The sequence below is a fragment of the Actinosynnema sp. CA-299493 genome, from assembly GCF_050946825.1.
Taxonomy (GTDB): Bacteria; Actinomycetota; Actinomycetes; order Mycobacteriales; family Pseudonocardiaceae; genus Actinosynnema.
Genome location: NZ_CP191993.1, coordinates 8,740,311 through 8,758,431, shown reverse-complemented (window position 1 = coordinate 8,758,431; position 18,121 = coordinate 8,740,311). Strand labels below are relative to the sequence as shown.

Here is an 18,121-nt window from a genome sequence, read left to right as displayed (position 1 = left end):
GACCCGGGCGGAGGACGGCGGCCGACCCCGGGCGGTGACCGACGCGGGTGACCCGACCCCGAAGCGGACCGTCGGTCCCGTGAGGTATGCATATGCAGGCCCGCCCCGGCCGACGAGGGGGATGACGGATGAGCTTGCGCGTGGCGGTGGACTTCGGCACGTCCAGCACCTGCGTCGCCATGTCCCTGCACGGCCGCGAACCGCAGGTCGTGGTGGTCGACGGCCAGCCGATCGTGCCCTCCGCCGTGTTCGCCGCGGCCGACGGCACGCTGTTCGTCGGTCAGGAGGCCGAACGCCAGGCGGCGGTGGACCCGTCCCGCTACGAACCGCACCCCAAGCGCCGCGTCGACGAGGGCGAGCTGCTGCTCGGCTCCAGCGTGCTGCCGGTGGTGGACGTCGTGCGGGCCGTGCTGACCAGGGCCGTCGACGAGGCGCGGCACGTGGCCGGTGGCGCGCGGGTCGACCTGCTCGTGCTCACCCACCCGGCCGACTGGGGCGCGATCCGCACCAGGGTGCTGCTGCACGCCGCCCGGGGCCTCGGCCAGGAGCTGCGGCTGGTGCCCGAGCCGGTCGCGGCGGCGGTGTTCCACTCGGCGTCCCACGCCATCCCGGACGGCGCGGCGCTGGCCGTGCTCGACCTCGGCGGCGGCACGGTCGACGCCAGCGTGGTGGCCCGCCAGGGCGGCACGTTCCGCGTGCTGGCCACCAAGGGCGACCCCGGCTTCGGCGGCGCGGACGTCGACCAGGCGCTGCTGGAGCACATCGGCTCCCTGGTCTCGCCCGGCGACCCGGACGCGTGGCGGCAGCTCGTGGAGGGCCGGGAGCTGGCGGACCGCCGCAAGCGCCGGGTGCTGCGCCAGGACGTGCGCGGCGCGAAGGAGACCCTGTCCCGGCACGCCTACACCGACGTGCCGATGCCACCGCCGTTCCCCGACGCCCACGTCACCCGCACCGACCTGGAACGCCTGGTCGGCGCCTCGCTCACGAGGGCCGCCGCGCTGGTGGTGACGGCGGTGCGCGACGCCGGGCTCGACCCGCGCGGCCTCGCCGGCGTGTTCCTCGTCGGCGGGTCCAGCCGCATCCCGCTGGTGGCCCGCCTGGTGCTGGAGCAGTCCGGCGTGGTGCCGACGAGCATCGACCAGCCGGAGACCGTGGTGGCCAGGGGCGCGCTGAGAGCGGTGAGCGTGGACCCGCTGCGCACCGGCGCGCTGCCCGCCGGCCAGGGCGACGTCACCCGCAAGATCACCGACGACCGGACCCGCAAGATCACCCGGCGGATCACGCCGTCGCCGCCCACCGGGTTCCCGCAGCCGGCGTACTTCCCGCCGCCCGTCCCCTTGCCCGCGCCGGCCCCGCCGCGCCGCAGCCGCGTGCCGCTGCTCGTGGTCGGCGCCGCCGCGGTGCTCGCCGTCGTCGCCGCGTCCACGGCGTACCTGCTGAGCAAGGGGGACGCCACCACCGGCGGGCCGACCACCCCCGGCACGTCCACCGCCACGTCCGCCGCCCCCGACGGCCGGATCATCGCGCAGTACGACTACAGCTTCACCGTGCCCGGCGGCTGGCAGCAGACCGGCGGCCAGGTCGAGACCCGCAAGGTGCTGATCAAGCCGGAGGCGCCCGAGTCCGACCTGGACGTCATCGCGGTGGAGGAGCGGCGGCTCAACTACAACGCCACCGAAGACCCCGCGCGGGCCGAGACCGAGCTGCGTGGCCAGTACGACCAGCGGACGAACGTGTCCGATTTCGACGCTTCCGCCGACTTCGCCACCAAGGATGTCGTTTACTACCGGGAAGTGGTGGAGTCGGCCGTCATCGACTGGTACGTGCTGTTCCAGGACGACGTGCAGGTCAGCGTGGGCTGCCAGTACCCGCAGGACGGGCTCGACCGGGTCCGCCCCGCGTGCGAGCAGGTCGTCCGCACGCTGACCGTGACCAGCTGACCGGAGTGGGGGAAATGTGATGACCGGCATCCCGGAGGCCTTCGCCCGGTTCCGCGCGGACCTCGACGCGGCGGTGACCAGGGGCCGGCGCGCGGCGGACGCCGCGGGCGCGAAGAACGCGGCGCAGCGCGACCGGAACCGGCAGCTCGCCGAGCAGGCCAAGGCGCGGCAGGTGCGGCCGGACGGGCACGCGCCGACGTCGCCGGACGTGCGACGGGTCGCCACCGGTTTCCGCCACCACCGCGGCCTGCCCGTGGAGGAGCTGCCCTCGGGCCGGGAACTGCTCACGCCGGAGAAATCGCGAGAGCAAACGGACGCAAATGCAAATGCAGTTCCGCCGCGCCCGGTGACCGGTTCCCGCGCGGTGGCGGGCCCGAGCGGGCAACTTCCCCCCGAAACAGGCGATGACGAGGACTTTTCGCAAGCGCGAATCCTCTACTGACCCCGTTCGGGGGCCCGTCGCGTTTACTACCGCAACTACTTCCGAAGAAATCGCGACAGCGTGGAACCGGACATGGCAAGGTCTGCGTCGTAAGAGGCGTACGAACCAAGAACGCCTGATCACTTCGACCAAGGGGGTCGCACCCAATGGCTGGTTACTCCACCGGACATGAAGAGCTCGTCGGCGCAGCGAAGGACATCGTCAGCACCAACGGCAGCGTCCAGGGCGTCCTGGGGCAGCTCGGCAACACGATCGACGGCCTGTCCAGCGCGTGGCAGGGTGGGGCGGCCATCGCCTTCAACAAGCTGATGGAGCGCTTCCGCGAGGACGCCGACAAGCTGCAGAAGGCCCTGATGGACATCGCCGAGCAGATGGACGGCTCCGCGGCGACCTACATCCAGCAGGAAGAGGAGCAGGCGCAGGAGATGTCGGCCATCACCAACCGGCTCGGCGGCTGATCCATCCGAATTCAGGTCGCGTTTCCGTTCCTTTCGCTTTCCTTCTTCTTTCTGACTTCACTTCCAAGGGGAGATCATGGTCGACGCCAACAACATCAAGGTTGACTTCGGGCAGCTGAGCAGCGCAGCGGGCGACATCAGCGGGCAGGCCGGCAAGATCCAGTCCGAGCTGGACAACCTCAAGTCGCGCCTCGCGCCCGTCATCGCGCAGTGGGACGGTGGCGCCTCGGCCAGCTACCAGGAGGCGCAGCGCGCGTGGGACGAGTCCGCCGCGGGTCTCCAGCAGGTGCTGGCCCAGATCGGTACGGCCGTCCAGTCCGCGACCGACGCCTACCAGGCCGCCGAGCAGAAGAACCAGGGCCGCTGGGCCTGATCTGCCGCACGACCCCCAGTGGGCCCCGGGATCCTCGAGGATCCGGGGCCCACGTCCGTGTTTCGACCGGTTCGCCAGGGTGTGATCCGGGTCGGTCGAGGCCGGTCCGGAGGGTTTAAGAGGGGCCGTTTTGACCCGCCCCGGCCCCAACCGGTATCTTCCTACGTTGTTGTGCGGTAACTGGTGCGTACTGTGCGTACCTCGTGTTCTGGTCCTCTGCCCACCTGGGGTCTCTGGCCTGAGCAGCCGCCGCAATGACCCCAGACGCAAGTGACGACGAGGTAGACCCGTGCGCACGTACAGCCCGAAGCCCGGCGAGGTGACCCGAACCTGGCACGTGATCGACGCCCAGGACGTGGTGCTCGGTCGGCTCGCCACCCAGGCCGCGACGCTGCTGCGCGGCAAGCACAAGCCGACTTACGCCCCACACGTTGACACCGGTGACTTCGTCATCGTCATCAACGCGGACAAGGTGGCGTTGACCGGCAAGAAGCGTGATCAGGAGTTCGTGTACCGGCACTCCGGTTTTCCGGGCGGCCTGAGCCAGCGCTCGTTCGGCGAGGTGCTCGACACCCGCGCCGACCGGCTGGTCGAGAAGGCGATCAAGGGCATGCTGCCCAAGAACCGCCTCGGCCGCGCGATCGCGGGCAAGCTCAAGGTCTACACGGGCCCGAACCACCCGCACGCTGCGCAGCTGCCGCAGCCGTTCGAGATCAAGAAGGTCGCCCAGTGACCGAGCACCAGACCGAGGACATCGACGTGACGACCCCTGAGGCCGAGCTCGACGTTGTCGAGACCGAAGCCGCCGAGGCGGAGGCCACCGAGGCCGAGGCCCCGGAGGCGGAGGCCACCGAAGCCGAGGCTCCTGAAGCCGAGGCCACCGAAGCCGAGACCCCGGAGGCCGACGCCGACGAGGCCGACGCCACCGAGGACGCCGAGGTCGAGGGCACGCCCGTCGTGCGGCACACCCTCAACGCGGGTGCGCACCACCTCGCGCAGACGGTCGGCCGGCGCAAGCAGGCCATCGTCCGCGTGCGGCTCCTCCCCGGCACCGGCAAGTTCACCCTGAACGGGAAGTCGATGGACGACTACTTCCCGAACAAGGTGCACCAGCAGCTCATCCGCGAGCCCCTGGTGACGACGGAGAAGCCGGAGACGTTCGACGTCATCGCGACCCTGCGTGGCGGCGGCACCACCGGCCAGGCGGGCGCGCTGCGCCTCGCGATCGCGCGTGCGCTGATCGCCGTCGACTCCGAGGACCGCCCGGTGCTGAAGAAGGCCGGCTTCCTCACCCGTGACCCCCGGGTCAAGGAGCGGAAGAAGTACGGCCTCAAGAAGGCCCGCAAGGCGCCTCAGTACAGCAAGCGCTGACCTTTCCCGGTCGAGCGAGCACCACCCTGCGGGAGCAGTCAGTTCTTCGTCGAACTGCTGCTCCCGCAGTGTTTTTTCTCCCCTTGTTGCCCGGTGTGCATGGAGGTCACGGCGATCATGGCTCGGCTGTTCGGCACTGACGGCGTACGCGGTCTCGCCAACGCGGACCTGACCCCGGAACTCGCGCTGTCCATCGCCGCCTCGGCGGCACGGGTGCTGGCCGAGCACGACCGCTCGCACCGCCCGGTCGCGGTCGTCGGCCGCGACCCGCGGGCCAGCGGCGAGATGCTGGAGGCGGCCGTGGTGGCCGGCCTCACATCGGCGGGCGCGGACGTGCTGCGCGCGGGCGTGCTGCCGACACCGGCGGTCGCCTACCTGGTGTCGGCGCTCGGCGCGGACGTCGGCGTGATGATCTCCGCCTCGCACAACCCCATGCCGGACAACGGCATCAAGCTGTTCGCCGCGGGCGGGCACAAGCTGCCCGACTCGGTCGAGGACGAGATCGAGCAGAAGCTCGGCGTCCGCGACCACCGCCCGACCGGCGCGGGCATCGGCCGCGTCCGCGACATCGAGGACGCCGAGGGCCAGTACGTGCAGCACCTGCTGAAGGTGACGCCGCACCGCCTGGAGGGCCTCAAGGTCGTGGTGGACTGCGCGAACGGCGCCGCGTCCGTGGCCGCGCCGGACGCCTACCGCCGCGCGGGCGCCGAGGTCGTGGAGATCCACACCGCGCCCGACGGGCTGAACATCAACGACGACTGCGGCTCCAACCACGTCGCGAAGCTGTGCGCCGCGGTGGTCGAGCACGGCGCGCACCTCGGCATCGCGCACGACGGCGACGCGGACCGCTGCGTCGCGGTCGACGCCGACGGCAACGACCTCGACGGCGACCAGGTCATGGCGGTGCTGGCGCTCGGCATGAAGGAAGCCGGCGAGCTGACCGACAACACGCTGGTCGCGACCGTGATGAGCAACCTCGGCCTGCACCTGGCGATGCGCGAGCACGGCATCGCCCTCAAGACCACCGCGGTCGGCGACCGCTACGTGCTGGAGGAGCTGCGCGCGGGCGGGTTCGCGCTGGGCGGTGAGCAGTCCGGGCACGTGATCCTCCCGGCGCACGCCACCACCGGTGACGGCCTGCTGACCGCGTTGCGGCTGATGTCGCGGATGGCGGAGACCGGCAAGCCGCTGGCCGAGCTCGCGAACGTGATGCGCAGGCTGCCGCAGGTGCTGATCAACGTGGTCGTCGGCGACAAGGCGGCGGTGGCGAAGGACACGGCCGTCAGCGAGGCGGTCGCCGCCGTGACGGCCGAGCTCGGCGACACCGGCCGGGTGCTGCTGCGACCCTCCGGCACCGAGCAGCTGGTCCGGGTCATGGTCGAGGCGGCCACGCCCGAACTCGCGGAGTCCGCTGCCCAGCGGCTCGCCGGTGTGGTTTCCTCGGTCCACTGACGCGCGAGTCGTTCGGGGGTTCGGGGATGGGTGGCATCGGCTTCGTCCAGATGGCGATCATCGCGGTGGTGGTGATCGGCGTCGTCGTGGGGATCGTGGTGCTGGTGAAGAAGAGCGGCGGCAAGCAGGCCTCCCGCCCCTACCAGGGCCAACCTCCCGGTCAGCCGTATCCCGGTCAGCCCTACCCGGGCCGGCCGCAGCCGGGCCAGCCATACCCCGGTCAGCCGCACCCAGGGCAGCCGCAGCCTGGTCAGCCCTACCCAGGTCAGCCGTATCCCGGTCAGCAGTTCCCCGGTCAGCCGGGTGGGCCGCCGCCCGGCCAGTACCCTCCCCACGGTCACCAGCCGCCTCAGCCGCCTCAGCCGCCTCAGCCGCCGACCGGTCCGCCGCCGCAGGGCTGAAGTCCGCACGTCGGCGTTTACACCTGCAAGGACCAGGCCGGAACCGCCGCCCGGCGGCCCGTCGGCCTGCCACGATGGAACCGCACGCCGAAGCGTCGCGTCGAAAAGGGGCGAGTCGTCGAGTTGGGTCGTGGCCCCCGGGCCGCGGAGGGGAGTGGAGCGCCGTGGCCGGTTACGGCACCAGTACCGAGGCGATGCAAAAAGCCTCGAAGGGCATTTCCGATGCGGCGAAGGAGACCGCCGACGGGTTGAAGGACGTCGGCCAGACCCAGACGATCGCTCGTGATTTCGGTGAAGCGCACCAGCAGCACTTCACCAATTACAAGACGGGGATCGACAACTTCGGCAAGGGCATCGCGAACATGACGAGCGTCCTCGGCGGATTCGCCGGGAAGATCGCTTCCGGCGCCTCGACCTACGGCGATGTCGAATCCACCAACGCCGCCGACCTGGGGAGCCAGTACTGATGGCCGATCCGGGCTGGAACGACATCAAGACCGTTCTCGACGACCCGAACGTGTCGGAGGACAAGAAGGCGGAGCTCATGCACGCCTACGTGTCCGAGACCGCGCCGTGGAACATCCCCGACGAGGCGAACACCTACAAGGACCGCTACGACACCTCCAGCCTGTGGAACTGGGGTGACGGCGCGTCCCGTGACGACGGCCTGAAGAACCGCTACGACGAGGCCAAGGCCGAGGGCGAGTCCAACAGCTACAACTCGCAGGAGCAGACCAAGGCCGTCGACGACGGCCAGTCGCAGCTCGACGCGACCCGGCCGCCGACCTCCTCCGGCGCGGGCGTGAAGCTGTCCGACGAGCTGTTCGACGCGGGCCAGGCCGGGCTGAAGGTGTTCCAGAAGTTCGAGGGCATCTGGAACAACCGGCCCGGCGACTGCATCGGCAACACCACCGCGCTCAACTTCGCCGAGCACATCCAGAAGCCGTACGACGAGCAGCGCGGGATCAACTTCCACAAGCTGCTGATGGAAGCCGACGAGTTCAGCACCGCCAAGTCCAAGATCGACGAGATGAAGTCGGACGTGGCCGGGCAGCTCAAGGCCCTGTACGGCGAGTGGGAGGGCCAGGCGGCCACCAAGTCCCACGAGCACTACACCGGCAAGATCTCACCGAAGATCACCGAGCTGGCCGACGCGTTCGACGGCGCGGCCAAGCTGACCCGCACCGCGGTCCAGGGCGTGTACGCGCTGTGCAAGAGCAAGGCCGACGAGGTCCTCGGCATGTACCGGGAGCAGATCGGCCAGGCGGACACGTTCATGGCCGAGAAGGTCGTGTCGTTCGCGCGCGGCGAGGGCGACTACTCCAAGGACCGCGTCTCGGAGATCGCCGGCTGGGTGGACTCGAAGACCGGCAGCAACATCGCGGACCGCATCAACTCCGACGACTGCAGCCTCAACGACGAGAACCGCGACTACGCGATCAACCAGTGCAAGAAGTGGATCCGCGACTCGTTCAACCGCGAGTTCTGGGGGCTCTACCAGCAGTTCAAGTCGTGCTGCACGGAGACCAAGTCCTCCGTGGACGCCAAGTGGGAGACGCTCGCCAAGTACATGGCGGAGTTCGACAACCCGTTCCCCGCGCCCGCCAGTGACAAGGGCGGCGACGACGGTCGTCGTGGCGACGACGGTCGTCGCGGGGACGACAACGGCGGCGGTGGCGGCGGTACGGGCGGTGGCGGCAGCGGTTCCGGTGGTGGTGGCGGCACGCCTCCCATGCCGGAGATGCCGAAGCCCGAGAACCCGCTGGACAAGGACGGCGACGGCAAGCCGGACGCGCTCCAGGTGCCCGGCGACACCGACGGCGACGGCAAGCCGGACGACCTCGACGGCGACGGCAAGCCCGACGGGCTGAAGGGCGAGGAAGAGCCGCCCGAGACCGTCACCATCAAGAGCGGCGACAACGAGATCAAGATCACCGAGCCGGACGAGAACGGCCACGTGCAGATCACCGTCGACACGCCGCAGAGCGAGCCGAAGACCTACGACGTCGACTTCAGCAACAACCCCGACGCGGCGAAGGCCCTGATGGGCCAGAACGGCGGGGCGGCGCTGGCGGGCGCGCTGGCCGGTGCGACGTCCGCCACGGGCGCGGTGCCCGGTGCGGCCGGCGGTACCCCGGGCACGCCCGGCGCGGCGGTCGGCGCGGTCGCCGGCTCGGCCGAGGGCGGCGCGAACGGCGCGATCCCGATCGAGGCCGGCGCCGACGGCAAGGCGTTGATCGAGCTGGACGGCCTGGCCATCACCGCCGAGGTCGACCCCCTGACGGGTGAGATCAACCTCACGGTCGACAACGGCGACGGCACGCCCGAGGAGTACGGCGTGGAGTTCGGCGAGGACACCGCCGACTCCGGCGAGACGCCGAGCATCCCGGGCCTGGACAACGCCGTGACGCTGCCGGCCGACGTGCCCGGCGACCTGCCGTCCGACGTCACGCCCGCCCAGGCGGAGACCTTGATCGGCCAACCGGAACCGGCCGTGGCCGGGGGCGTCGCGGGCGGCGGCTTCACCGAGCCGCAGTTCACCACCCCGACCGCGCCCGACCAGGGCTTCGGCGGCGGCGCCGGTGGTGGTTTCACGGAGCCGCAGTTCACCGCTCCGGTGGCCTCCGACCAGGGCTTCGCCGGTGGTGCCGGTTTCACGGAGCCGCAGTTCACCACGATGCCCGCACCGGACAACTCGGGCTTCGCGGGCAGCGCCGCCGGGTCGCCGGTCAGCGCCGGCTTCACCGAACCGTCCGGGTTCCAGGCGCCCACCGCGTTCCAGGCCCCCGGGCCCCAGGGCTTCCAGGCCCCGCCCGTCGCCTTCGACGGCGGCGGCAACGGCGGTGGCGGCGGTTTCGCGGGCGGTGGCGGTTTCACGCAGTACAACACCGAGGGCATGACCTCGGCGTCCGGCGCTTCCGTCCTCGGCGGCTCGGGCTTCAACGGCGCGGACTCGGTGCTGGGCGGCGGTTCGTCGTCGTCCGGCTCGGACAACACGTGGAGCAGCCCGCCGTCCAGCTCGGCCGACCAGGGGCTCGCGTCCGACACGAACGCCTCGCAGGCGGGCCAGGCCGGTTCCGCCACGCTCCCGTCCATGCAGGAGTCCCAGACCGCGGGTCAGCCCGGCGGTTCCGCCACCGGTGGCGGCATGATGGGCGGCGGGATGATGGGTGGCGGCCAGCCCGGCGGCGGTCAGCAGGGTGGCGGCGGCGACAACGAGCGCAGCAGCCCGGGGCAGTGGCGCACGACCGGGTCGCTGTTCGACGACGACGCCAGCCTCAGCCGCGTGCAGGGTGTGCTGGGTGAGGAGGGCCGATGAGCGTCGCGTCGGACAGGCTGGCCGCGGCGATGAGCCGCATGGACCAGATTTCGCGGGAGCACGCCGACCGGCGTGAGCTGCGGGAACGTCACACGCGTGAGGCGAAGGAACAGGCGCGGGACAGCTTCTCCAAGCAGGGCCAGATCGCGCAGAAGATCGTCGAGCGGCTGGAGGAGAACGAGAAGGCGCAGAAGGCCGCCGGCGGCTGGAACACCAAGGCGGCGACGGAGAAGAAGAGCGGCGAGTTCAAGTTCGGCGCCGAGGACGACGAGCCGACCTACGAAACCCCGCCGCCCGCGCCCACCTCCTCGTGGACGCCCACCCCGCCGCCACCACCGGTCCAACCCCCGGCCGCCACCCCGCCTCCGCCGCCACCCCCACCGCGCCCCGCCCCACGCCGTCCGACGCCGGTGGACGACGACGACGATTTCGGCAGCCAGAGCTGGCTGACCTGACCTTCCCTCCGGCCCCACGTCCCGCGTGCCAACTCGATCGGGTGAACATCGCCCGAAAATGTACGGAAACACTGTTCCCGTACATCGGTTGATATGACCGCCCCCGCAACCACGCCCCACGCCACCACGGCAACGGACGCGACCACGGGGACCACGTCACCAAGGCACACGACGACGAGGGGCCGGAGGAACCAGGAACCATGCCCAGCACGACCAGCGACCAGCCGAGCACTGACCGGCCGAGCACTGACCGGCCGAGCACTGACCGGCCGAGCACTGACCGGCCGAGTACTGACCCGGTGCGACGGGTGGACCCAGCGGCGAGTGGACTCAGCGGCGAGTGAGTCCAGCGGCGAGTGGGCCGACGGCTGGAGGGTCCGCCGCTGGTGGGCCGATGGCTGGTGGGGCCGCGATGGGGATGGGTCGGTGGCGGGTGGGCCGGTGGGTCAGCGGCGAACCAGCGGACCGCGCTGGAACGTCAGCACAGCGCCCTTCACGTCGCCGTCCAGCAGCGCGTCCCACTTCTTCTCGCCCTTGAGCGTCCGCAGCAGGAACGCCGTCGTCAGCGCCCGCGCCAGCTTCTGCGCCGCCCGCTCGCCCTTGCCGTCGAGCAGCAGCTCGCTCCAGTGCCGCCCCTCCGCGAACCCCAGGTGGCTGGTCTTCGGCAACGACCGCAGCTGCACCGGCCCCTGCCACGCCTCCGCGATGGCCTCCGCGTGCCCGACCGGCGGCGCGATGCGATCCTCCCCGCCGGCCAGGTGCAACCCCGGCACGGCGACCCGCCGGGCCGCGTCCAGCGCCGACGGCCGGGTCTCGGAGGCGGCCAACGTCACGACCGCCCGCACGCGCTGGTCGTCCGCCGCGGCCAGCACCGCCGCGCCGCCACCCATCGAGTGACCCGCCACCGCCAGCCGTGAGGCGTCCACGCTGATCCCGCCGTCGCCCAGTCGCACGCCGGTGCACACGTCGAGCGCCGTCCGCAGGTTCCCGGCCATCAGGCGCGACGACATCAGCGGCCCGCGCTGAGTCCCCGGCGCGGCGGCCACGAAACCCCACGACGCCAGGTGCCGCAGCAACGCCCGGTAGCGGTTGACCGGCTGCAACCAGCCGTGCCCGAAGGCCACCGCCGGCAGTCCCAGCCCGACCGCGGGCGTGTAGATCAAGCCCGGAAGTCCGACCAACGCCAGGTCGCCGCGCAGCACGGGGTGCTCACCGGGCCTGCTGAGCTGGTCGAGCACCTGCTTCGCCGAGTAGCCGCTCACCACGCGAACGGTAGTCGATCGTGGTGACGGCGCGCACGCTTCGATTGGTCTACACCAATTAGCGGCCTGACCTGCGCGAACGCGGTGAAGTGGCCCTTTCGGGTGACGGCCCTGGTCTAGTTACGCTGTGCGGCGTGTGCGGAATCGTGGGATATGTGGGACACAGGTCGGCGCTGGACGTCGTGCTCGACGGGTTGCGGCGGCTGGAGTACCGCGGCTACGACTCGGCGGGCGTCGCCGTCCTCGACGGTGACGGCGGCCTGGCCGTCGAACGCAAGGCCGGTCGCCTGACGAACCTGGAGGCCCGACTGGACGAGGTCGGCCGCGACGCCTTCACCGGCACCGCGGGCATGGGCCACACGCGCTGGGCCACCCACGGCGCGCCGGTCGACCGCAACTCCCACCCGCACTGCGACGCCACGGGCCGGGTCGCCGTCGTCCACAACGGCATCATCGAGAACTTCGCCGCCCTGCGCGCCGAGCTCGAGGCCGTCGGCATCGAGATGGCCAGCGACACCGACACCGAGACCACCGCCCACCTCATCGCCCGCGCGTACGACGAGGGCGACACCAAGGGCGACCTGGTGGCGAGCGTCCGCACGGTGGTCCGCCGCCTCGAAGGCGCGTTCACCCTCGTCGTCACGCACGCGGATCACCCGGACGTGGTGGTCGCCGCCCGCCGTTCGTCACCACTCGTAGTGGGCGTCGGTGAGGGCGAGACGTTCGTCGCCAGCGACGTGTCGGCGTTCATCGAGCACACCCGCGAGGCCGTCGAGCTCGGCCAGGACCAGGTCGTGGTGATCGACCGCGACGGCTACCGGGTCACCGACTTCGACGGCGGGGCCGCGCACGCCAAGCCGTTCACGGTCAACTGGGACCTGTCGGCCGCCGAGAAGGGCGGCCACGAGTACTTCATGCTCAAGGAGATCGAGGAGCAGCCGGAAGCGCTGGCCAACACGCTGCGCGGCCACTTCCGCGACGGTCGGATCGTGCTCGACGAGCAGCGCCTCTCCGACCAGGACCTGCGGGACGTCGACAAGGTCTTCGTCGTCGCCTGCGGCTCGGCCTACCACTCCGGCCTGGTCGCCAAGTACGCCATCGAGCACTGGACGCGGCTGCCCGTCGAGGTCGAGCTGGCCAGCGAGTTCCGCTACCGCGACCCCGTGCTCGACCGCGACACGCTCGTCGTCGCCGTGTCCCAGTCAGGTGAAACTGCGGACACATTGGAGGCCGTCCGTCACGCGCGGTCGCAGAAGGCGCGCGTGCTGGCGGTCTGCAACACCAACGGCGCGCAGATCCCCCGCGAGTCCGACGCCGTGCTCTACACGCACGCGGGCCCGGAGATCGGCGTCGCGTCGACCAAGGCGTTCCTCGCCCAGATCGCGGCGAACTACCTGGTCGGCCTGGCCCTGGCGCAGGCGCGCGGCACGAAGTACCCCGACGAGGTGGCCCAGGAGTTCCACCAGCTGGAGGCCATGCCGGACGCGGTGCGGAAGGTGCTGGGCACCATCGAGCAGGTCCGCGCGCTGGGCCGGGAGCTGGCCGACTCGAAGGCGGTGCTGTTCCTCGGCAGGCACGTCGGCTACCCGGTGGCGCTCGAAGGCGCGCTGAAGCTGAAGGAACTCGCCTACATGCACGCCGAGGGCTTCGCGGCGGGCGAGCTGAAGCACGGCCCGATCGCGTTGATCGAAGAGGGCCTGCCGGTGGTCGTGGTCATGCCGTCGCCCAAGGGCCGGGCGGTGCTGCACTCGAAGCTGGTGTCGAACATCTCGGAGATCCAGGCCCGGGGCGCGCGCACGATCGTGATCGCTGAAGAGGGTGACGAGACGGTTCGCCCGTTCGCGGATCACCTGATCGAGATCCCGGCGGTGCCGACGCTGCTGCAGCCGTTGATCTCCACGGTGCCGTTGCAGGTGCTGGCTGCGGAGATCGCCCGCAGCCGCGGTTACGACGTGGACAAGCCGCGCAACCTCGCCAAGTCCGTCACGGTCGAGTAGGGCAGGCTTGGCCCCATGCGGGGTCTGTGGACGACGGATCGGGTCAGGGCGGCGGAAGAACGCGTCATGGCGGTCGTGCCGGCCGGTGCGCTGATGCGCCGGGCGGCGTTCGGCGTGGCGGTCGTCGCGGCGGAGCTGCTGGGGGGCGGGCGGCGGGTCGGCCTGCTCGTCGGCGCGGGCAACAACGGTGGCGACGCGCTGTGGGCGGGGTACTACCTCCGCAAACGCGGCGTTGCCGTGTCCGCCGTCCTGCTGACACCTGATCGTGTGCACGCCGAGGGCTTGGCCGCGTTCCGCCGCGTCGGTGGCCGAGTGGTCCCGGAACTGCGCGACGTCGACCTGGTGATCGACGGCATCGTGGGCCTCTCCGCCCGCGGCCCGTTGCGCCCGGACGCCGCCGAGCACGTCGCGCACCTCGACGCGCCCGTGCTGTCGGTCGACCTGCCCAGCGGGATCGACCCCGACACGGGCGCGATCTCCGGGCCCGCGGTGCGCGCGCACACCACTGTCACGTTCGGCTGCCTCAAGCCCGTGCACGCGCTGGCCGACTGCGGTGACGTGCGGCTGGTCGACATCGGGTTGACCGGCGAGCTGCACGGGCCGGACCTGGTCGAGCTGGACGTCGCCGACGTCGGTCTGGCGTGGCCCGTGCCGGGGCCGGAGGACGACAAGTACACGCAGGGCGTGACGGGTGTCGCGGCCGGTTCGGCGACGTACCCGGGCGCGGCGGTGCTGGCCACCGGTGCGGCGTTGCTGTCGACGTCCGGCCTGGTCAGGTATGCCGGTGCGGCGGCCGAGGGCGTTCGGGCGAAGTGGCCGGAGGCCATCTGCACGGGGTCGGTCACGGACGCCGGCCGGGTGCAGGCGTGGGTCGTCGGGCCGGGCCTGGGCACCGGGTTGGGCGCGGAGGCGGTCCTGCGGACGATCCTGGAGGCGGGCGTGCCGGTGTGCGCGGACGCCGACGCGATCACCATGCTGGCCAACAACCCGGACCTGTGGGACGCCCGCGACCCGGACGCGCCGCTGGTCCTGACGCCGCACGACCGCGAGTACGAGCGGTTGGCCGGCCCCGTCGGCGACGATCGGGTGACGGCCGCGCGGAAGGTCGCGGAGCGGTACAACGCCGTCGTGCTGCTGAAGGGCCACGCCACCGTGATCGCCGGCCCGGACGGCCGCGTCCTGGTCAACCGCGCCCGCTCGTCGTGGGCCGCGACGGCGGGTTCCGGCGACGTCCTCTCGGGCGTCCTGGGCTCGCTCCTGGCCGCCGGCCTCGACCCGGTGCTGGCGGCGGGCTGCGCCGCGAAGGTCCACGTCCTGGCCGCGGAACTGGCCGCCGACGGCGCGCCCATCCCCGCCACCTCGCTGCTGGCCGCGATCCCCGACGCGATCCGCGCCGTCCGCCCCCTCTGAACGGGGGCGCGCGTGCTCTGAGCGTTCAACTCGGGGGTCCTGAACGTAGGACACGGTCGTTCCGAACGTAGGACTCGCGCGTTCTGGACGTAGGACTCGCGCGACGTGAACGTAGGACTCTCGGTGGTGTGTCACCATGAACGGCGTTATGGCTGCTCCTCGCGCCGAGGTCGTGATCGACCTCGAGAACCTCCGGCACAACGTCGCCCACCTCGACGCCCTCGCGCCCACCGCCGACACGATGGCCGTCGTCAAGGCCGACGGGTACGGGCACGGCGCCGTGGAGGTGGCCAGAGCCGCGGTCGAGGCGGGTGCGACGTGGCTCGGCTCCTGCTCCCTGGCCGAAGCCCTGGCGCTGCGCGCGGCCGGGCTCACCGTGCCGATCCTGGCCTGGCTGGACCCGGCGGGCACCGACTACGCGCCCGGCGTCGAGCAGGACGTCGACCTGTCCGCCTCCTCCCTCGCCCAGCTGGAGGAGATCTCGGCCGCGGCCGACCGGGTGGGCAAGACCGCCCGCGTCCACCTCAAGATCGACACCGGCCTGTCCCGCAGCGGCTGCCCGGCCACCCGCTGGTCCGAGCTGGTCGAACGCGCCGCCAAGACCCACAACGTCGAAGTTCACTCGATCTGGTCACACCTGGCCGTCGCCGACGAGATCGGCCACCGCGGCACCGACGCCCAGGCCGAGCGCTTCGACGACGCCTACCGCGAGGCCCTCGCCGCCGGCCTCGACCCGCGCCGCCACATCGCCAACTCCGCCGCCCTCATCACCCGCCCCGACCTCCACCTGGACCTGGTCCGCCCGGGCATCGCGATCTACGGCCTCAACCCGGTCCCCGTCCCCGCCGACCTGCGCCCCGTGATGACGTTCCGGTCCTCGGTTGCGCTGGCCAAGCGCATCCCCGCCGGCGAGTCGGTGTCCTACGGCCTGAGCTGGACCGCCCGGAACGACACGAACCTGGCCCTGGTGCCCGTCGGTTACGCCGACGGCGTGCCGCGCAGCCTGTCGAACCGGATGGACGTCTGGCTGGCCGGACGCCGCCGCCCGGTCGTCGGCCGCGTCTGCATGGACCAGGTCGTCGTCGACTGCGGCGACGACCTGGTGGCGGAGGGGGACGAGGTCGTCCTGTTCGGACCCGGCACGACGGGCGAGCCGACGGCCCGCGAGTGGGCGGACACCACCGGCACCATCGACTACGAGATCGTCACCGGCATGTACCGACCGCGGGTCACCCGGACGTACGTGGGGGCACGCCCGTGAACGCGGTGTGGAAGGCCGTCGGCTGGGCCGGCGGCATCCTCGGCGCCGCCGCGACCGGTGTCGCGGTCGGCGTGGCCGCGAACCAGAAGAAGGTCTCGAACGACCGCCAGGCCGACGACCCGCTCGCCGACGAACCGCTCGGCCGCCTCACCCCGACCCGCGAGTCCACCGTCGCGGCCGACGACGGCGTGCCGCTGTCGGTCGAGGAGGTCGACCCGGTGGACGGCGGGAAACCCGAGGTCACGGTCGTCCTCGTGCACGGCTTCGCCCTCGACCGCCGCTGCTGGCACTTCCAGCGCCGCGACCTGGCCCCGCTCACCGAGCCGCGCGTCCGCCAGATCCTCTACGACCAGCGCAGCCACGGCCGTTCGGGCCGGTCCACCGCCGAGGGCAGCACGATCGAGCAGTGCGCCAAGGACCTCGACGCGGTGATCCGCTCGATGGCCCCCGACGGCCCGCTCGTGCTGGTCGGCCACTCGATGGGCGGCATGACGATCATGGCGCTGGCCGAGCAGCGGCCCGACCTGTTCGCCGACCGGGTGCGCGGCGTCGCGCTCGTCGGCACGGCGGCCGGCGCGGTCGGCGGAGCGGGCCTGCCGAAGTCCGTCCTGTCCCGCCACAACCCGGTGACGCTGGGCGTCGGCAGGCTCGCCGGCCTGCAACCGGGCCTGGTCGAGTGGGTCAGGCGCCGGGCGTCCACGCTGACGTGGAGCGGGATCCGCGCGCTGGCCTTCGGAACCGGCAAGGTCAGCCCGTCGTTGGTCGACCTGATGGAACAGATGATCAGCCGCGCCACGGTGCAGGTGCTCACCGAGTTCCTGGAGACCCTCGGCACCCACAACCGCTACAAGGCGCTCGCCGGCCTCCGGCACTGCGAGGTGCTCGTCATCAGCGGCGACGCGGACAAGCTGACGCCGTTCTCGCACGCCGAGCGGATGGCCGAGGAGATGCCGCACGGCGAACTGGTCCGCGTGTCCGGCGCGGGTCACATGCTCATGTTGGAACAACCCGACCTGGTCACCGGACACCTGGTCGGAGTGGTTCGGCGCAGTGCCGCCGAACAGGGCGAAAGCAGGCGGCGGTGGTGGCGACGAGCGTGAGCGTGACGCTCCCCGAGGTGCACGACACCGAGGAGTTCGGGCGCAAGCTGGGTGGTCTGGTGCGGGGCGGTGACCTGGTGCTGCTGTCCGGCCCGTTGGGCGCGGGCAAGACAGCGCTGGTGCGCGGCCTGGCCGACGGCCTCGGCGTGACGGGCCGGGTGAGTTCCCCGACCTTCGTGATCGCCCGCGTCCACGAGCCCGCGCCGGCCGGTCGCGGCGTGCCTCTGGTGCACGTCGACGCCTACCGGCTCGGTGGTCACCTGGACGAGTTGGACGACCTCGACCTGGACACCGACCTGGTGGACGCCGTGGTCGCCGTCGAGTGGGGTGAGGGCTCGGCCGAGCGGCTCTCCGAGGACCACTTGCTGATCAGGCTGGAACGCCGGGACGACGACGTGCGCATCGCCCACCTCCACCCGCACGGTGCTTGGGTCGATCGCGAACTGCCGGTCTGACGGTCGTGGCTTGAGGGCTTGAGGGCTTCCAAGGGCTAAAGAGCTTCAAGAGCGTGTCCTCGCCGGACGGGCAGATCAGCAGGATGACTCCCACAAAGCGATCCTGCGCCGGGTCCGTTGTGGGTCCGGAGTCCGTGTCATCCCACCGACCTCCACAAGGGCTACCGCACGTATCAAGGGGGCGGTTCCAGCGGAAAGGTTCCTGGTGGCAGGGGATGTGCCCCCTTGACACGCGCGGTAGGGCTGCGCCAGGTCGGCGGGATGACACGAACCCCTCCTTTGGGAGGAAGGGCCTGTCAGTGGACCGGTGGAGGGCGGGCCGGGGTCATCCCGCGTGGGCCGGGTGCCGGACCCGCTGCCACTGCCGGCACTGGTTGTTGCAGATAGAGGGGTTCGTGTCATCCCGCCGACCTGGCTTTGCCCTG

At 71.6% G+C, this 18,121-nt stretch carries 17 protein-coding genes; 16 read left to right on the top strand and 1 reads right to left on the bottom strand.

The features are described 5' to 3' along the window. The first annotated feature begins 128 nt into the window (after positions 1-128). The 11 genes from ACQPYE_RS37625 (at position 129) to ACQPYE_RS37575 (ending at position 10,211) form a co-directional block, all read left to right on the top strand. Entirely contained in the window at positions 129-1,940 is a 1,812-nt protein-coding gene (locus ACQPYE_RS37625; RefSeq protein WP_498717872.1) for a type VII secretion-associated protein, read from the top strand. A 19-nt stretch (positions 1,941-1,959) separates the two neighbouring features. Further along, the gene (locus ACQPYE_RS37620) at positions 1,960-2,382 is read left to right on the top strand and encodes a hypothetical protein (RefSeq protein WP_498717871.1); all 423 of its coding nucleotides are present in this window, start codon (positions 1,960-1,962) and stop codon (positions 2,380-2,382) included. Positions 2,383-2,528: 146 nt separating this feature from the next. Continuing rightward, positions 2,529-2,840 carry a WXG100 family type VII secretion target gene (locus ACQPYE_RS37615; RefSeq protein ID WP_498717870.1) on the top strand — a complete coding sequence of 104 codons (312 nt, stop codon included), beginning with the start codon at positions 2,529-2,531 and terminating at the stop codon, positions 2,838-2,840. A 76-nt stretch (positions 2,841-2,916) separates the two neighbouring features. Continuing rightward, positions 2,917-3,213 carry a WXG100 family type VII secretion target gene (locus ACQPYE_RS37610; RefSeq protein ID WP_498717869.1) on the top strand — a complete coding sequence of 99 codons (297 nt, stop codon included), beginning with the start codon at positions 2,917-2,919 and terminating at the stop codon, positions 3,211-3,213. Positions 3,214-3,502: 289 nt separating this feature from the next. After that, positions 3,503-3,946: a 50S ribosomal protein L13 gene (gene rplM / locus ACQPYE_RS37605; RefSeq protein WP_053718450.1), complete on the top strand. Its 444-nt coding sequence runs from the start codon at positions 3,503-3,505 to the stop codon at positions 3,944-3,946. After that, a complete protein-coding gene (gene rpsI, locus ACQPYE_RS37600) occupies positions 3,943-4,584 on the top strand; it encodes a 30S ribosomal protein S9 (protein WP_498717868.1) in 642 nt (213 codons plus the stop codon). The genes rplM and rpsI overlap by 4 nt, the downstream gene beginning before the upstream one ends. Positions 4,585-4,701: 117 nt before the next feature. Beyond that, positions 4,702-6,036 carry a phosphoglucosamine mutase gene (gene glmM, locus ACQPYE_RS37595; RefSeq protein WP_498717867.1) on the top strand — a complete coding sequence of 445 codons (1,335 nt, stop codon included), beginning with the start codon at positions 4,702-4,704 and terminating at the stop codon, positions 6,034-6,036. 26 nt (positions 6,037-6,062) lie between these two features. Beyond that, the gene (locus ACQPYE_RS37590; protein WP_498717866.1) at positions 6,063-6,437 is read left to right on the top strand and encodes a hypothetical protein; all 375 of its coding nucleotides are present in this window, start codon (positions 6,063-6,065) and stop codon (positions 6,435-6,437) included. A 164-nt stretch (positions 6,438-6,601) separates the two neighbouring features. After that, positions 6,602-6,904, top strand: a complete 303-nt coding sequence (locus ACQPYE_RS37585; RefSeq protein WP_498717865.1) for a hypothetical protein — start codon at positions 6,602-6,604, stop codon at positions 6,902-6,904. Further along, positions 6,904-9,756: a WXG100 family type VII secretion target gene (locus tag ACQPYE_RS37580; RefSeq protein WP_498717864.1), complete on the top strand. Its 2,853-nt coding sequence runs from the start codon at positions 6,904-6,906 to the stop codon at positions 9,754-9,756. The genes ACQPYE_RS37585 and ACQPYE_RS37580 overlap by 1 nt, the downstream gene beginning before the upstream one ends. After that, on the top strand, positions 9,753-10,211 hold the full coding sequence (locus ACQPYE_RS37575) for a hypothetical protein (RefSeq protein ID WP_498717863.1): 459 nt from the start codon (positions 9,753-9,755) through the stop codon (positions 10,209-10,211). Before ACQPYE_RS37580 ends, ACQPYE_RS37575 begins: the two co-directional genes overlap by 4 nt. A 446-nt stretch (positions 10,212-10,657) precedes the next feature. Here ACQPYE_RS37575 and ACQPYE_RS37570 read toward each other — a convergent pair whose 3' ends face one another. Then, positions 10,658-11,473, bottom strand: a complete 816-nt coding sequence (locus ACQPYE_RS37570) for a dienelactone hydrolase family protein (RefSeq protein WP_498717862.1) — start codon at positions 11,471-11,473, stop codon at positions 10,658-10,660. 134 nt (positions 11,474-11,607) lie between these two features. Between ACQPYE_RS37570 and glmS the strand changes: the two genes are divergently transcribed. The 5 genes from glmS to tsaE all read left to right on the top strand — a co-directional run bounded on the left by glmS (position 11,608) and on the right by tsaE (position 17,696). Further along, a complete protein-coding gene (glmS, locus tag ACQPYE_RS37565; RefSeq protein ID WP_498717861.1) occupies positions 11,608-13,470 on the top strand; it encodes a glutamine--fructose-6-phosphate transaminase (isomerizing) in 1,863 nt (620 codons plus the stop codon). Positions 13,471-13,485: 15 nt separating this feature from the next. Further along, positions 13,486-14,880: an NAD(P)H-hydrate dehydratase gene (locus tag ACQPYE_RS37560; protein WP_498717860.1), complete on the top strand. Its 1,395-nt coding sequence runs from the start codon at positions 13,486-13,488 to the stop codon at positions 14,878-14,880. A 148-nt stretch (positions 14,881-15,028) separates the two neighbouring features. After that, positions 15,029-16,141 (top strand): alanine racemase, encoded by a 1,113-nt coding sequence (gene alr, locus ACQPYE_RS37555; RefSeq protein ID WP_498717858.1) that lies wholly within the window; start codon positions 15,029-15,031, stop codon positions 16,139-16,141. Continuing rightward, positions 16,138-17,241, top strand: a complete 1,104-nt coding sequence (locus ACQPYE_RS37550; protein ID WP_498717857.1) for an alpha/beta fold hydrolase — start codon at positions 16,138-16,140, stop codon at positions 17,239-17,241. Before alr ends, ACQPYE_RS37550 begins: the two co-directional genes overlap by 4 nt. After that, positions 17,238-17,696: a tRNA (adenosine(37)-N6)-threonylcarbamoyltransferase complex ATPase subunit type 1 TsaE gene (tsaE, locus tag ACQPYE_RS37545; protein ID WP_498717856.1), complete on the top strand. Its 459-nt coding sequence runs from the start codon at positions 17,238-17,240 to the stop codon at positions 17,694-17,696. The genes ACQPYE_RS37550 and tsaE overlap by 4 nt, the downstream gene beginning before the upstream one ends. The last annotated feature ends 425 nt before the right edge of the window (positions 17,697-18,121 follow it).

Coding starts and splice junctions, on each gene's coding strand:
- ACQPYE_RS37625 (WP_498717872.1), top strand. CDS start 129: ATGAGCTTGCGCGTGGCGGTGGACTTCGGCACGTCCAGCACCTGCGTC.
- ACQPYE_RS37620 (WP_498717871.1), top strand. CDS start 1,960: ATGACCGGCATCCCGGAGGCCTTCGCCCGGTTCCGCGCGGACCTCGAC.
- ACQPYE_RS37615 (WP_498717870.1), top strand. CDS start 2,529: ATGGCTGGTTACTCCACCGGACATGAAGAGCTCGTCGGCGCAGCGAAG.
- ACQPYE_RS37610 (WP_498717869.1), top strand. CDS start 2,917: ATGGTCGACGCCAACAACATCAAGGTTGACTTCGGGCAGCTGAGCAGC.
- glmM (WP_498717867.1), top strand. CDS start 4,702: ATGGCTCGGCTGTTCGGCACTGACGGCGTACGCGGTCTCGCCAACGCG.
- ACQPYE_RS37590 (WP_498717866.1), top strand. CDS start 6,063: ATGGGTGGCATCGGCTTCGTCCAGATGGCGATCATCGCGGTGGTGGTG.
- ACQPYE_RS37580 (WP_498717864.1), top strand. CDS start 6,904: ATGGCCGATCCGGGCTGGAACGACATCAAGACCGTTCTCGACGACCCG.
- ACQPYE_RS37575 (WP_498717863.1), top strand. CDS start 9,753: ATGAGCGTCGCGTCGGACAGGCTGGCCGCGGCGATGAGCCGCATGGAC.
- ACQPYE_RS37560 (WP_498717860.1), top strand. CDS start 13,486: ATGCGGGGTCTGTGGACGACGGATCGGGTCAGGGCGGCGGAAGAACGC.
- alr (WP_498717858.1), top strand. CDS start 15,029: ATGGCTGCTCCTCGCGCCGAGGTCGTGATCGACCTCGAGAACCTCCGG.